This window comes from Maricaulis sp. (assembly GCF_048268525.1).
In the GTDB taxonomy this organism is placed as follows: Bacteria; Pseudomonadota; Alphaproteobacteria; order Caulobacterales; family Maricaulaceae; genus Maricaulis.
In genome coordinates, this window is the sequence record NZ_JBLWVH010000004.1 from 125,821 (window position 1) to 138,340 (window position 12,520).

The 12,520-nt window shown below is 63.3% G+C and carries 16 protein-coding genes; 4 read left to right on the forward strand and 12 right to left on the reverse strand.

Going from position 1 to position 12,520, the window contains the following annotated elements; genetic code table 11:
• Positions 1-88: 88 nt before the first annotated feature.
• Complete coding sequence (gene rpmE / locus ACN0X9_RS03765; protein ID WP_011644511.1) at positions 89-307, reverse strand: 50S ribosomal protein L31; 219 nt, start codon at positions 305-307, stop codon at positions 89-91.
• 196 nt (positions 308-503) lie between these two features.
• Here rpmE and ACN0X9_RS03770 point away from each other — a divergent pair, with 196 nt between their 5' ends.
• Both ACN0X9_RS03770 and ACN0X9_RS03775 read left to right on the forward strand, forming a co-directional pair.
• Complete coding sequence (locus ACN0X9_RS03770; protein ID WP_417486299.1) at positions 504-767, forward strand: type II toxin-antitoxin system CcdA family antitoxin; 264 nt, start codon at positions 504-506, stop codon at positions 765-767.
• Positions 768-1,073 (forward strand): CcdB family protein, encoded by a 306-nt coding sequence (locus ACN0X9_RS03775; protein WP_417486300.1) that lies wholly within the window; start codon positions 768-770, stop codon positions 1,071-1,073. It abuts the gene before it with no gap.
• 201 nt (positions 1,074-1,274) lie between these two features.
• On the opposite strand, the gene ACN0X9_RS03780 is transcribed toward ACN0X9_RS03775, so the two are convergent.
• The 3 genes from ACN0X9_RS03780 to ACN0X9_RS03790 are packed head-to-tail and all read right to left on the reverse strand — an operon-like array spanning position 1,275 to position 3,882.
• Positions 1,275-1,886: a hypothetical protein gene (locus ACN0X9_RS03780; protein ID WP_417486301.1), complete on the reverse strand. Its 612-nt coding sequence runs from the start codon at positions 1,884-1,886 to the stop codon at positions 1,275-1,277.
• A 10-nt stretch (positions 1,887-1,896) separates the two neighbouring features.
• Positions 1,897-2,886 (reverse strand): peptidoglycan -binding protein, encoded by a 990-nt coding sequence (locus ACN0X9_RS03785; RefSeq protein ID WP_417486302.1) that lies wholly within the window; start codon positions 2,884-2,886, stop codon positions 1,897-1,899.
• A 3-nt stretch (positions 2,887-2,889) separates the two neighbouring features.
• A complete protein-coding gene (locus ACN0X9_RS03790) occupies positions 2,890-3,882 on the reverse strand; it encodes a hypothetical protein (protein WP_417486303.1) in 993 nt (330 codons plus the stop codon).
• A 250-nt stretch (positions 3,883-4,132) separates the two neighbouring features.
• On the opposite strand from ACN0X9_RS03790, the gene ACN0X9_RS03795 reads away from it, so the two are divergent.
• Positions 4,133-4,741, forward strand: coding sequence for an FMN-dependent NADH-azoreductase (locus ACN0X9_RS03795; RefSeq protein ID WP_417486304.1), 609 nt, complete (start codon positions 4,133-4,135; stop codon positions 4,739-4,741).
• A gap of 15 nt (positions 4,742-4,756) precedes the next feature.
• On the opposite strand, the gene mddA is transcribed toward ACN0X9_RS03795, so the two are convergent.
• From mddA to thiE, 5 genes are all read right to left on the reverse strand, one after another.
• A complete protein-coding gene (gene mddA / locus ACN0X9_RS03800) occupies positions 4,757-5,515 on the reverse strand; it encodes a methanethiol S-methyltransferase (RefSeq protein WP_417486305.1) in 759 nt (252 codons plus the stop codon).
• Positions 5,516-5,711: 196 nt separating this feature from the next.
• Positions 5,712-6,509, reverse strand: a complete 798-nt coding sequence (locus ACN0X9_RS03805; protein ID WP_417486306.1) for an inositol monophosphatase family protein — start codon at positions 6,507-6,509, stop codon at positions 5,712-5,714.
• 4 nt (positions 6,510-6,513) lie between these two features.
• Positions 6,514-7,080 (reverse strand): elongation factor P, encoded by a 567-nt coding sequence (efp, locus tag ACN0X9_RS03810; protein ID WP_417486307.1) that lies wholly within the window; start codon positions 7,078-7,080, stop codon positions 6,514-6,516.
• A gap of 117 nt (positions 7,081-7,197) precedes the next feature.
• Positions 7,198-8,403, reverse strand: a complete 1,206-nt coding sequence (locus ACN0X9_RS03815) for a tetratricopeptide repeat protein (protein WP_417486308.1) — start codon at positions 8,401-8,403, stop codon at positions 7,198-7,200.
• Positions 8,404-8,475: 72 nt separating this feature from the next.
• Positions 8,476-9,093 carry a thiamine phosphate synthase gene (gene thiE, locus ACN0X9_RS03820; protein ID WP_417486309.1) on the reverse strand — a complete coding sequence of 206 codons (618 nt, stop codon included), beginning with the start codon at positions 9,091-9,093 and terminating at the stop codon, positions 8,476-8,478.
• Between the two features lie 168 nt (positions 9,094-9,261).
• Here thiE and ACN0X9_RS03825 point away from each other — a divergent pair, with 168 nt between their 5' ends.
• Entirely contained in the window at positions 9,262-9,726 is a 465-nt protein-coding gene (locus ACN0X9_RS03825) for a peptidase S1 (protein WP_417486310.1), read from the forward strand.
• Between the two features lie 79 nt (positions 9,727-9,805).
• Here the strand turns inward: ACN0X9_RS03825 and ACN0X9_RS03830 are convergent, their stop codons facing one another.
• The 3 genes from ACN0X9_RS03830 to ACN0X9_RS03840 form a co-directional block, all read right to left on the reverse strand.
• Positions 9,806-10,636 carry an AAA family ATPase gene (locus tag ACN0X9_RS03830; protein WP_417486311.1) on the reverse strand — a complete coding sequence of 277 codons (831 nt, stop codon included), beginning with the start codon at positions 10,634-10,636 and terminating at the stop codon, positions 9,806-9,808.
• Between the two features lie 152 nt (positions 10,637-10,788).
• The gene (pnuC, locus tag ACN0X9_RS03835; RefSeq protein WP_417486312.1) at positions 10,789-11,370 is read right to left on the reverse strand and encodes a nicotinamide riboside transporter PnuC; all 582 of its coding nucleotides are present in this window, start codon (positions 11,368-11,370) and stop codon (positions 10,789-10,791) included.
• A 14-nt stretch (positions 11,371-11,384) separates the two neighbouring features.
• A complete protein-coding gene (locus ACN0X9_RS03840) occupies positions 11,385-12,422 on the reverse strand; it encodes a class I fructose-bisphosphate aldolase (protein ID WP_417486313.1) in 1,038 nt (345 codons plus the stop codon).
• Between the last annotated feature and the right edge of the window lie 98 nt (positions 12,423-12,520).

Here is a 12,520-nt window from a genome sequence, read left to right on the forward strand (position 1 = left end):
AGCGACGCCCAAGCGTCACAGCGAACAGAAAAAAGGCCCGCTCCAATTGGAACGGGCCTTTTTCTTGTCGCGAAGGACGTCGATAAGCTTACGCGAAGCCCTTGAACTTGTCCTTGAAGCGCGAAACGCGGCCGCCACGGTCCAGCAGGTGCTGGTTGCCGCCGGTCCAGGCCGGGTGCGACGTCGGATCGATGTCGAGATTGATCGTGTCGCCTTCCTTGCCCCAGGTGGATTTGGTCTGGAAGGTGGTCCCGTTGGTCATCACGACATTGATGACGTGATAATCGGGATGAAGGTCCTTTTTCATCGGTCCGGCTCTCTCTTGTCCGCCGCGCCACGGGATTACGTTGCCCCGTACGCAGCTTATAAACTCAGGAGCGGGGCTAGTACCCGATGATCACCGCCAAGGCAAGCGGGCTCTGGAGTCGCGCGCCCGGCTCACAATTCGTGACTTGGGGATAATGCCTGGGTGTGTATGTTTAAACACACATCGGAGCACCGACATGACCGAGCGCAAATACCCATCAGCCGAACGCCGCAAGCGCACCAACCTCACCGTCCGCGAAGACGTGATGGCCGAAGCCAAGGCCCTTGGCCTCAACACCTCCCGCGCTGCCGAGGCCGGCATCGAGGCCGCCATCCGCGAGGAGAAGGGACGCCGCTGGCTGGAAGAGAACCGTGAGGGGATCAAGGCGCATAACGAGCGGATCGCGCGGGACGGCATGCTGCTGCCGCCACCGTGGTGGGCCCAGCCGGAAGAGGACTGAGTGGCCCGCTTCGACCTCTACCGGATCAAGGCCTGGCGCATCCCCTTGGTGGTCTCCGTGCAATCCGATCTGCTCGACGAGATAGACAGCCGCGTGGTCATTCCGCTCCGCGCGGCCGGGCCAACAGAAATGCCAGCCCTGCCGCGCCTCAACCCGGTTCTCGATATCGATGGCCATCGACATGTGCTGGAAACCACCGACCTCGGCGCGCAACCGCTATATTGGCTGGGCGCACCCATCGGCAATATCAAGGAACATCGCGACACCATCACGGCAGCAATGGATTTTCTGTTTCAGGGGTATTGAGGGAGCGGCGCGGTCGGGCTTTTGAATAGCTGCGCGCCGGCGCACTCTTGGCCATACATCCCTTGCCGAGAAAAAAGCCGTATCCGGTTCTTGAGCTCAAGGGTGAAACCGCGAAGCGGCGCTGCGCGCCCTTGACCTCAAGAACCGGATACGGCCCGCTGGCTGACAAGGGCTGTGTGGAGGAGTATGCGCCTGGCTCGATCACCGTGGCAAAATAAGGCGTTGCGCCTCGTTGACCACCCCCATGTTCCCGCCCCCTATCTTGAAATCCATCATTAGCAACAAGGCCGTCAGGTCCGCATATTCGATGTGCTGCGCGTTCTGCCGAAACGCCACATCACATGATTGACGCGCCTGGACGCCAATGCCCCAGTTTTCACTCAGCGCGCTGCTGGAATTGCTCGCTCGGGATGCCGGCGTGATCCGGACGAACTCGAAGCCGCGCATGATAGCGAGGCGTCGATTCATCGCATGGCTCAGTACCAAACCGTCGAACCTGTCTTCGGGGAATGCGCGTTTGTAAGCAGCGCGGTACGCCGAGTATCTGACATGAACCCAGACCTGATGCGGTTGGTGCAGTATCGCCGATGCCGGATTGTCCCAAATAGGCAGATCCCTGTCCGGCCGGACCTCACATTCCCGAGCGACAAGGAATGCCTTGAACGGTGTTCTGCCACTCAATCGCGTCACGATCCGTCCGACATGCGTTGAAATCGCGGTCTCATCCCGCGCTGCGATCGGCACATGCAGACACTCGGGTATAACATACTTTTTCAGGGCCTTCTCACGCGCGACGAGGTCGATCTCAAGCACGAGCCAGCCCCTACCGAGCCGTCAGCTTCAGCTCGATCCGCCTGTTCCGCGCATTCGCTTCCGCGCTGCGACCCTCAACCATCGGATAGTGCTCGCCGAAGCCGGCGGCCACCAGGCGATCCGACGGGACACCGAGATCTTCCATCCAGTTGACCACCGAGATGGCACGGGCCGCCGAGAGGTGCCAGTTGGAAGGGTAGGTGGTGCGGATCGGGACCGGGTCTGTGTGACCGTCAATGCGGATCACCCATTCCAGGTCGGAGGGGATTTCGTCGGTCAGCTGGATGATCGCATCTGCAATCGGGCGCAGGCTTTCACGGCCCTCGTTTGACAGGGCAGCCGATCCAGACGGGAAAAGCACATCCGTTTCGAACACGAAACGATCGCCGACAATGCGTACACCGGTGCGGTTTCCGAGGATGGCGCGCAGGCGGCCAAAGAAGGCGGAGCGGTAGACGGCCAGCTCGGCGGCGCGCTCGGCCAGGGCCGCATTGAGGCGTTCGCCGAGATTGATGACCTGGGCCTCGGCCTCCTCGGCGCGCTGTTCGGCAGCATCGAGGGCGGCGTTCAAGGTGGCGATCTGGTCGCGCAGGGCCTGGATCTGCAGATTGAGCATCATCAGGGCGCGCTGGCTCTCCTCGGACAGTTCACGCTCGGCATCGAGCTCGGCCTGCAGGGCAGCGGTTTGTGTGCCGGCCATCACCAATGCATCGCTCAGCGCATCGCGTTCAGTCTCCAGTCCGGAGACGCGTAGTTCGAGCTCGGAGTTTTCCGCCTGGGTCAGGGCCAGCTCGTCGGCCAGCTGGGCGAGCTGGGCATTGAGCGCAGCGAGCTGCTCGTCACGTCCGGTGAGGGCACGCGACAGGGCGAACTGGCCGGCCACAAAGATCGACAACAGAAAGACAATGACCAGCAACAACGTGGCCAGGGCGTCGACAAAGCCCGGCCAGTGATCGCCATTATCGGCTTCCTGGAAACGCGCGAAACGCGGCGAGGCCATGGCCTATTCCCCTCCCCGCTCCCGCGATTGCAGGGCCCGGATCAGCACCCGGATCTCGTCACGCAGCGCGCGCATGGCTTCTTCCTGGGTCGCCCGACTGTCCTCGGCGAAGCGCTGCAGCGTGGTGTCCATCTGCCGCGAATTGCGTTCGAGCGTGTGTGAGAGCCGATCCAGTGTCTCAGCCGTCTGCTGCAGCAGGGCACCGACATAGGCGGTCGACACCTCGCCATCATCGCCGGTCGTGGGACCGGCGGCGGCAAGGCGCGAGATCGAGGACAGCCATTCCTCGATCTCGTTGTAGAAACGGTTTTGCGCCCGGCTGGCCTGCAGGTCGAGAAAACCGATGACCAGCGACCCGGCCAGACCAAAGAGCGAGGAAGCAAAGGCGGTGCCCATGCCCTGGATCGGCTCTTCAATGGCCGACATAAGCCGCATCACATCTGCCTCGCCACCAGTCGAGCTTTCGGTGACGGCGCTGACGGCTGCGCCCACGGCGCCCACCACATCGAGCAGTCCCCAGAAAGTGCCGAGCAGGCCGAGGAAGATCAAAAGGCGGCCGAAATAGCGGGTGAAGGCACCGGCTTCCGACATCCGCGCGCCGACCGAGTCGAGCACGGTGCGGACCGAGCCGGCCGACAGCGAGACCCGTCCATCGGCGGAGGAGATCATCGAGGCCATCGGCGCGATCAGGGCCGGCGGCTTGGGCAGGGAGGCGCGTTCCTCGGCCGAGCGGAAGCGGACCAGCCAGCGGGCTGCCGGGCCGATCCCCAGCGCCTGAGCATAGGTGTAAAGCACGCCGATCACCAGCACGCCCAGAATGAGACCATTGATCGCCGGATTGGCCAGGAAGGCGGCTTCCAGTGGTTCGAACAGGAATAGCCCCAAGGCCGCCACCACAGCCGTGAACAGCGCCATCCAGATGATGTAGCGCCACGGACCGGTGAAACTCACGCTCGGTGCCTGTGTCATGTCCTGACCGGAGTTGAGAACGGGCATGCTGACCCCTCGTTAAAGCCGCCGTCTTTCCTACCCTCCCGATTGGGACAATTTGGAGGCGAGGTCAAAGGGTGGCTGCGAACTATATACGCCCGAGCACGGGAAAGCGTTCAGGCCGGACAGCGATTTATATCCAATTCGGAAACAATGAGCCGCCATTTCTCCGGTTACTCCCGCGGACCGCCATAGCCATCTTCCCCCCATCAGATTCAGGGCCAGAGCGCCCCATAGCCCGATGATGGAGACCGTCATGACCCAATCCGCCCCCCGCCATATCCTGCGTGTCGATGCCAGCATGCGCCGCGACGGTTCGGTGACCCGCCGACTGGCCGACGCCCTCACCGAGCGCCTGACCACCAGCCAGCCGGATGCGACGCACACCCGTCGCGACCTCGCCGACAATGCGCCCGCCTTCATCGACGAGAGCTGGATAGGGGCCAATTTTACCCCGGCAGACGCCCGCAGCGACGACCAGCGCGCCGCCCTGGCCCGCTCCGACGCCCTGGTCGCCGAACTGCAGGCCGCCGATATGCTGGTGATCGCCACACCGATCTATAATTTCGGGATCCCGGCGGCGCTGAAAGCCTGGATCGATCTGATCGCCCGCGCTGGCGTGACCTTCAAATACACCGAAAACGGCCCGGTCGGCCTGCTGACAGGCAAGCGCGCCATAATCGTGCTCGCCTCGGGCGGTACCCAGTCCGGCAGCGAGATCGACTTCGCCACGCCCTATCTCAAGCATGTGCTCGGATTTATCGGCATTCACGACGTCGAGGTCATCGCCGCTGACCAGCTCGGCCAGGGCGCTGAGGAAAAGCTCGCTGCCGCGAGCGATGCGATCGAGCGTCTGGCGGCGTGATCCGCGCTGGAACGCCTACTCCCCGGGCTGGCTGGCGGCTTCCCGCCGACGCAGCTTGGGGAGGAAAGCGCCAGCCTCCTTGCGGTATTCCAGATACTCATCGCCGATCTCGGCGATCAGGTCCTTCTCCTCGAAGCGATAGACGGCAATGATCATGTAGGCCGTTGTCACAACCGCAAACAGGAGATGCCCCACCGTCATCACCGGAGCCGCCCAGAAGGCGATCATGAAGCCGGTCATCATCGGATGACGGACCAGGCGATAGAAGAGATGCTTGCGGAACGACGCACCCTTGAAGGGACGCTGGCGCAGATTGGCGAAGATCTGGCTCAGACCGAACAGATCGAAATGGCTGATCAGGAAAGTCGAGACCAGCACGATCAGCCAGCCGGCCCAGAACAGGGCCAGGAGGATATAGGTCGCCAGCCCGTCCGGAACCGACCAGACAACCGTCGGCATGGGCTGCCAGAAGGCATAGATCACGGCCAGCACGGCTGACGACAGCAAGACGTAGATCGTGCGCTCGAGATAGGCCGGAATGAGACGCGTCCAGGCCCGCTTGAAGGCCGGGCGCGCCATGACGCTGTGCTGGACCGCGAACAGGCTCAACAGTGCCAGATTGACGATGATGGCCATCGCGAGCGGCCCGGCCGCGCCGGAATCGATGGTTTTCGGCACCAGTAGATTGCCGACAAACCCGATCGAATAAAGAAAGACGGCGAAGAAAAACGCGTAGACGGCAATGCCGAATACAAACCCGATAGCCCGGCCCATGGCGAGCCCCCCTGCCTTGCTGACGACCGAAGCGGCACGTCGTGATTGCAGGCTAGGCCACATCTCTCAGGAAAGATGCCCCGAAACGCGCGCGATTTTATGACTGGAGATGGGGTCAGGCAGAATTAATGAGTCGGGGCGAGAGCCGACTCTATCGACAAACGCCACGCGTAATGTCTGCCTGCCCCCGAATTCGCTAGGCCGCAGCCTTCTTCAGCCGCTCGACAACCTCGGCCAGCATCGGCTCGTTGCCGGCGGCGATATTGCCGGTTTCCAGCAGGTTCTCGGCGCCATCAGCTTCGGCGACGAAACCGCCGGCTTCGCGGACCAGGATGATGCCGGCAGCGATGTCCCAGGACTTCAGATTGCGTTCCCAGAAGCCGTCATAGCGGCCCGCGGCGACCCAGGCGAGGTCGAGCGCAGCGGAACCCATGCGGCGGATTCCGGCGCAATGTGGCATTATCTGGTGGAGTTCCTTGAGGAAGCGAGCTTGCCCCGGCTTGCCGATATAGGGCGTGCCGGTCGAAATCACGGCTTCGTCGAAATGCTTGCGTTCGGCGACGCGGAGGCGGCGGTCGGCCAGCCAGGCACCACGGCCCTTTTCGGCGTGGAACATCTCGTCGGTGGCCGGGTTGTAGACCACACCGGCGACCAGCTCACCCTCACGCTCGAGCGCGATGGAAACGGCAAAGTGCGGCATGCCGTGCAGGAAGTTCAGCGTGCCGTCGAGCGGATCAACGATCCATCGGTGCGAACGGTCACTGCCCTCGACGATGCCACGTTCCTCCATCAGGAAGCCATAACCCGGACGGGCCTGGCTCAGACGGTCATAGATGATGTCCTCGGCCTTGTGATCGGCCACCGACACGAAGTCGGCCGGCCCTTTGCGCGAAACCTGCAGATGCTCGATGTCGCGGAAATCGCGATTGAGCGAGCGGCCGGCGCGCGCGGCGACATCGGTCATGACGGTGAGGAGCGGAGAGAGCGTACCCATGGTGTCAGTCCGCCCGCTTCACGTAGGAGCCGTCTTCGGTGGCGACGATGACCTTTTCGCCGACGCCGACAAAGGGCGGTACTGATGAGCGGACGCCATTGGACAGGATGGCCGGCTTGTAGGAATTGGCAGCGGTCTGCCCCTTCACCACCGGCTCGGTATCGGCCACTTCCAGGGTCACGTGCTGCGGCAGGGAAATGCCGATCGGACGCTCCTCGTGGAATTCAACCACGACATTCATGCCATCGGTGAGGTAGGCGGCACGCTCTTCGCCGACGAAATCCGCCTGGAGCTCGATCTGCTCATAGCTTTCGGCGTCCATGAAGGTCAGCATGTCATCGCTGGCGAACAGGAAGGTATGGTCCTTCTGCTCCAGGCGGACCTTCTCGACCTTGTCAGCGGCGCGGAAGCGCTCGTTCAGCTTGCGACCGTCGATGAGGTTTTTCAGCTCGACCTGGGCGAAGGCGCCGCCCTTGCCCGGCTTGACGTGGTCCGTCTTGACCGCGACCCACAGCGTGTCCTGGTGCATCAGCACATTGCCGGGGCGGATTTCGTTACCGTTGATTTTCATGCTTCACCTGTTGCCGCACTCAAGCGGATGACCTGTCGCGCCGCCGCGCGCGCGCGGCAAAGTGGCGCTCTCCTATCAGCGGGCATGGCGAACGGCAAGCGGCGCGGCCTTTCCGGCTCAGCGCAGCGCCTCGAACTCGGCCCGGATCCGTTGCCTGACATCCGGCGCCAGGGCGCCTTCCAGGCCCGCTTCGAGACGCTCCCGGTCGCGGTCATGGACCGGCGCGCCCAAGTGGTCGATCGAGGCCAGAAGGGTCCAACGATAGGCCATTTCAAGATCCTGCGGCACACCCTCGCCGCGCGCCAGCATGAAGGCGTAGAGGAACTGGCTCTCGGCATCGCCGCCACGGGCGCCACGGGAGAACCAGTAGGCGGCCATTTCCACGTCCGTGGCGCCGCCGCGGCCCTGATACATCATCAGACCGTACTGACCCTGGGCCGGCGCATAGCCACTCTCGGCGGCGATCCGCAGCCATTCGCGCGCGGTTTCGTCGTCCTGCTCGCCGCCCTCGCCATCGGCCCACATCATGCCCGCCTGAAACGCGGCCTCGGCCAAGCGGTCATTGGCGGCGCGCTCATACCAGACCCTTGCTCCGGCCGCGTCGCGGGGGCCGCCCTGTCCGGCATCGAGCAATTGGGCGAGCTGATACATGCCTTCGGCCGAGCCTTGTTGCGCTGCCCGTCCGGCCCATTCCCGTGCCGTAATCGCATCCTGGGGGACCGGCGAGGCGCGCAGCGTGATCGCGTGTTCGACCATGGCCGGGATATGTCCGGCACGGGCGGCCCGCTCGAACCAGGGCTCGGCCGACCCGAGGCCCAGCGAGGCATCGCCCAGGCGGGCCAGCTGACCCAGATTGTAGAGGGCGACCGGGTCGTCACGATCCGCGGCCCGGTTGAACCAGCGCGCCGCGGCTGACAAGTCGACCGGACCACCGGCGCCATTGCGGGCCATGATGCCCGACAGCAGGGCCGCATCGACGATGCCGCCTACAGCTGCCGTTTCGGCGAAATTGCGAGCCGAGGCCCAGTCCTCACCGACATAGGCGACCTGGGCGCGATACCAGGCTTCATCCGCGCCGCTGACGCCAACAGGCACGTCCGCCGCATCCGCGGCGAGTCCCTCCGCGGCGGCGCTCTGCACGTCTTCCGGCAACAGGATCAGCTCCTGCGGGAAGGCCGGAGCCAGGGTGCCGCTTGTCACATCGCCGGAGGTTTGATCTTCAAGGTCCGACATGACCTGCGCCGAGGCGGGTGGCGTTGGCACAAGAAAGAGGGCAGCGCCGGCGAGGGCGGCGAAAAGGGGAGCAGTCGGTCGCGTGATCATGCCTATCCTAGAGCGTGACGAATGCGGCACCGTCAAGGCCGGACTGCGCAAGCTGGGTGAATTGTAATCCGGTCAGGCTTCGCTGGTCAGCGCCGCAAAAGCCTGCACCGCCGCCGCCGGACCGTCGGCATGCTGCCAGACACCACCACACACGGCGAGGAAGTCAGCGCCGGCCTCGACCAGCGGGGCGGCGTTGCCGGGCGTGATGCCGCCAATGGCGACACACGGCAGCTCGAACAGCTCCACCCACCAGGTCAGAAGATCGGTCGTGGCGACATGATCGGTCGGCTTGGTCTGCGTCGGATGGAAAGCTCCGAAAGCGACATAGTCGGCACCGGCCTCGCCGGCCACCATGGCCAGGTGTCGGCTGGCATGACAGGTGACGCCGATGGTGCACTCCTTGCCCATGATGGCGCGGGCATCCTTCACGCGGCCATCGGACTGGCCGATATGGACGCCATCGCAGCCGAGCCGGTCAGCCAGCTGCGGACTGTCATTGAGGATGGCCGCCACACCGCGCGACTGGGCTGCCTTGATCAGGGCAGGCGCCAGCTCCAGCAGTTCGGCCTCGGTGTGATCCTTCAGGCGGATTTGCAGCGCCGAAACCGGACCGGCGTCCAGAGCGCTCTCCAGCGTGGCGAGGAAATCGGCAGTGATGCGGGGCGGGGTGATCAGGTAAAGCTGGCTCATGCGCCATCTTTTGGCAGGACTGGCCAATTCACACAATGGCGCCGCGTCGCTCGAAGATGAACATCACCCATTCGGGTCATTCATCTTCCTTTCATCCAGTTTATACAAGGGTGTCGCGCAACACGGGTAGGCCTGCTGCCTGCGCGTCTTAAAAAAGGGGAATTCCATATGTCATTCAAAACCATTCTCGCCGCCGGCATTGCAGCCGCTTCCTTCGCCGGCCTCGCCGCCGCCCAGGACTGGTCGCTCCAGCCGACCTTCGGCACCGTCAACCTGAATTCGGGCTTCACGCCGGATCCGTACACCGTCGCCATCACCGCTGGCGGCACGATCGAAGCGTCGAACCTGTCCTCGTCCTGCCGCGGCATGATCGCCAACGCACCGGACTTCCGCCTGAACTTCTCGGCCGGTTCGCTGCCGCTCTACATCAGCGCCTACTCCAATGCCGACACCACCCTCGTGGTCAACGGTCCGGACGGTTCCTGGTACTGCAATGACGACACCAATGGTCTCGACCCGTCGCTCAGCTGGGGAAGCCCGCAATCCGGCCAGTACGACATCTGGATCGGCACCTATGGCTCCAACAGCGACCTGGCCTCCTCGACCCTGCACATCTCCGAGCTGCACGACTAAGCTCCGGCGATCACGCCCAAATGAAGAACCCCCGGCTTTGCGGCCGGGGGTTTTTTGTGGTCGGTCTGGAGAGTGGAATTCAGACGCGACCGATCATGTCCGCAAAGCGGGCTTCGATCGCCTGCACCGCAGTTTCCAACCGCTTGTTCCTGTCGCCCGATACAACGACATAGCGCAGATCGCGCCGGACCAGTTCGGCTTCACAGCGTGCGTAGAAATCATTTCGCGTGTCGCGATCGGCAAAGTATCGGGTCCCGTCATCAACCCAATCAAATTCCACTCCTGTCAGGATATAGAGGTCGCAAGGCTTTACGCCTTCGTCGAACCAGGCATTACGCCCTGCGGTGAGCATGTCGGACCAAACTGCTGACATGACCGCATCCGTATCGCTGACCAGTAGCCCGCGCGCTTGTCGGCGGGCGGCCTGGATTGCCGCTTGTTGGCCACGGGCAATCTTGACGATATCGTCGGCATCACAGTCGGTGCCGAACAACTCGGTATAGGTTCGGCCAAACTCCGGGACCACACAGGTCCCAAAATGCGTACCGATCTGTTCTGCCAGCGTTGTCTTGCCTGAACTCTCTGGCCCATGAACGCTAACGGTACGCACGAACCAGGGGCGCGCCGGCGCGGATATCCGGTCCCAGCAGGCCCAGGGCGCAGCCCTCACCTGTGTTCCTGACACCGGCTGAACGGTGCGAGCCAAGTCAACCGGAACGAAGCTGGCCCCAAGCTCCTCTGCCAGACGGACTCCATAGGCTTCCGACGCAAAGACCTCATCTATCGGTTCGGGATGGTAGCGGCGGACCAGATCACGCCAGATCGACCAAAAATCAGGATGATCCTCCGGCGCCTGCGGCACCTCCTCCGCGCAGTGCAACACACGCGCATCGGGGAAGCGTTCGCTCATCCAGGCATGTCTCAACGCGCCGGGGATCGGTTCGCCTCCAATGCTGCAAACCAGAATGGTCAGTCGATCACAATGGGCGGCGGCGAAATCACAGAGGTATTCGTGACCCGAATGCGGCGGCAAGAATTTGCCCAACACAAAGCCCGATCGACTCATGACAGCTTGGGCGACGTTTGAACGGAATAGGCGCGTCGCCAGGCCAGAAAACCCCAGACCGCCATACCCAAGAAGACCGCGTAGAGGCCAGTCGTCACATACAACCCCTTGGCCGCATAGACGCCGATGGAGACCACATCGACCCCGATCCACACCAGCCAGTTTTCCAGGTATTTTCTGGCCAGCAGGGTTTGGGCGACGAGGCTGAAACAGGTTGTCCCCGCGTCCCAGTACGGCAGGGCCGCGTCGGTGTGCCGCGCCATGACAGTCCCAAGCGCCAGCAAGGCCAGTGCCCCGCCGATGAGCCACATGACGCGCGCTCGAGATGACAACAACCGGATCGGTGCCGCGTTACGCGCAAGGGCCTCATCGCGCTTGGCCAGCCAGAACCACCAGCCGTAAAATTGCAGCCCGACATAGATCAGTTGCAATCCGAAATCAGAATACAGCTGCACATCAAGGAAGACCCAAGCGTACAGGCCGGTCATGGCAATGCCGACCGGCCAGCACCACAGGCTCTGACGAATGATCAAGTAGACGCTGGCAATGCCGAGCGCTGCCGCAATCCACTCAATCATTGCCTCTGACCGACCTAGACCGTCTCTTTTTCCATCTCCGGCGTGTACTCGCCCAGCGAGGCCAGGCCGTTCATGCGGGCGCGGTGGTTGAAGGCGGCTTGGGCGGCGTCGTAGTTCGTTGCCTTGCCGGCCCAGGCTTTCAGCGGGGCGGCCTGCAGGGCGCGGCCGTAGGAGAAGGTCATCGGCCAGGGCAGGTCATAGGCCTCGTTCATGATCGAGAGGTGGTCAGTGGCTTCCTCGTCGGACTGGCCGCCGGACAGGAAGGCGATGCCGGGCACGGCTGCCGGGACACAATTGGCCAGGCACTGGACCGTCATGTCGGCGACTTCCTCGCGGGTCGCGCGATCGTCGTTCTTGGTGCCGGAGATGACCATGTTCGGTTTCAGGATCGTACCTTCCAGCACCACGCCCTGGTCGAACAGCTCGCGATAGAGGGTCTTCAACGCAAACTCGGTAACCTCGTAGCAGCGCTCGATCGAGTGATCGCCATCCATGATGACTTCCGGCTCGACGATCGGAACGATATTGGCTTCCTGGCACAGCGCCGCATAGCGGGCCAGGGCGTGCATGTTGGTGTTGATGCAATACTGGCTCGGCACGCTCTCATCGCTGCCACCGCCGATATTGACCACCGCGCGCCATTTGGCGAAGCGGGCGCCCAGCTCATAGTAATCGGCCAGGCGATCGCGCAGGCCGTCGAGACCCTCGGTGATGGTTTCGCCCTCGGCACCGGCGAGCGGCTTGGCACCCATGTCGACCTTGATGCCCGGGATCGAGCCAGCATCGGTGATCAGCTTGGTCAGGGCGGTGCCGTCCTTGGCGCTCTGGCGGATGGTCTCGTCATAGAGGATGACGCCGGAGATGTGCTTGCTCATGGCCGGCTCGGTGCGGAACAGCATGTCGCGCCAATCGCGGCGATTGTCCGGCGTATTGTCCAGACCGATTGAGGCAAAGCGCTTGCCGATCGTGCCGGTCGACTCGTCAGCGGCCAGAATACCCTTGCCCGGGGCCACCATGGCGCAGGCGATTTCGTTGAGTTGATCGAGATCCATCAGGATACCCCCAGCTGTTCAAGCATGTTGCGACAGGCGCCCGCCTGCCCGTTCCGATTGTCGCCCTTTTAGCGCGGGGCGACCGAAATTCCCACCGG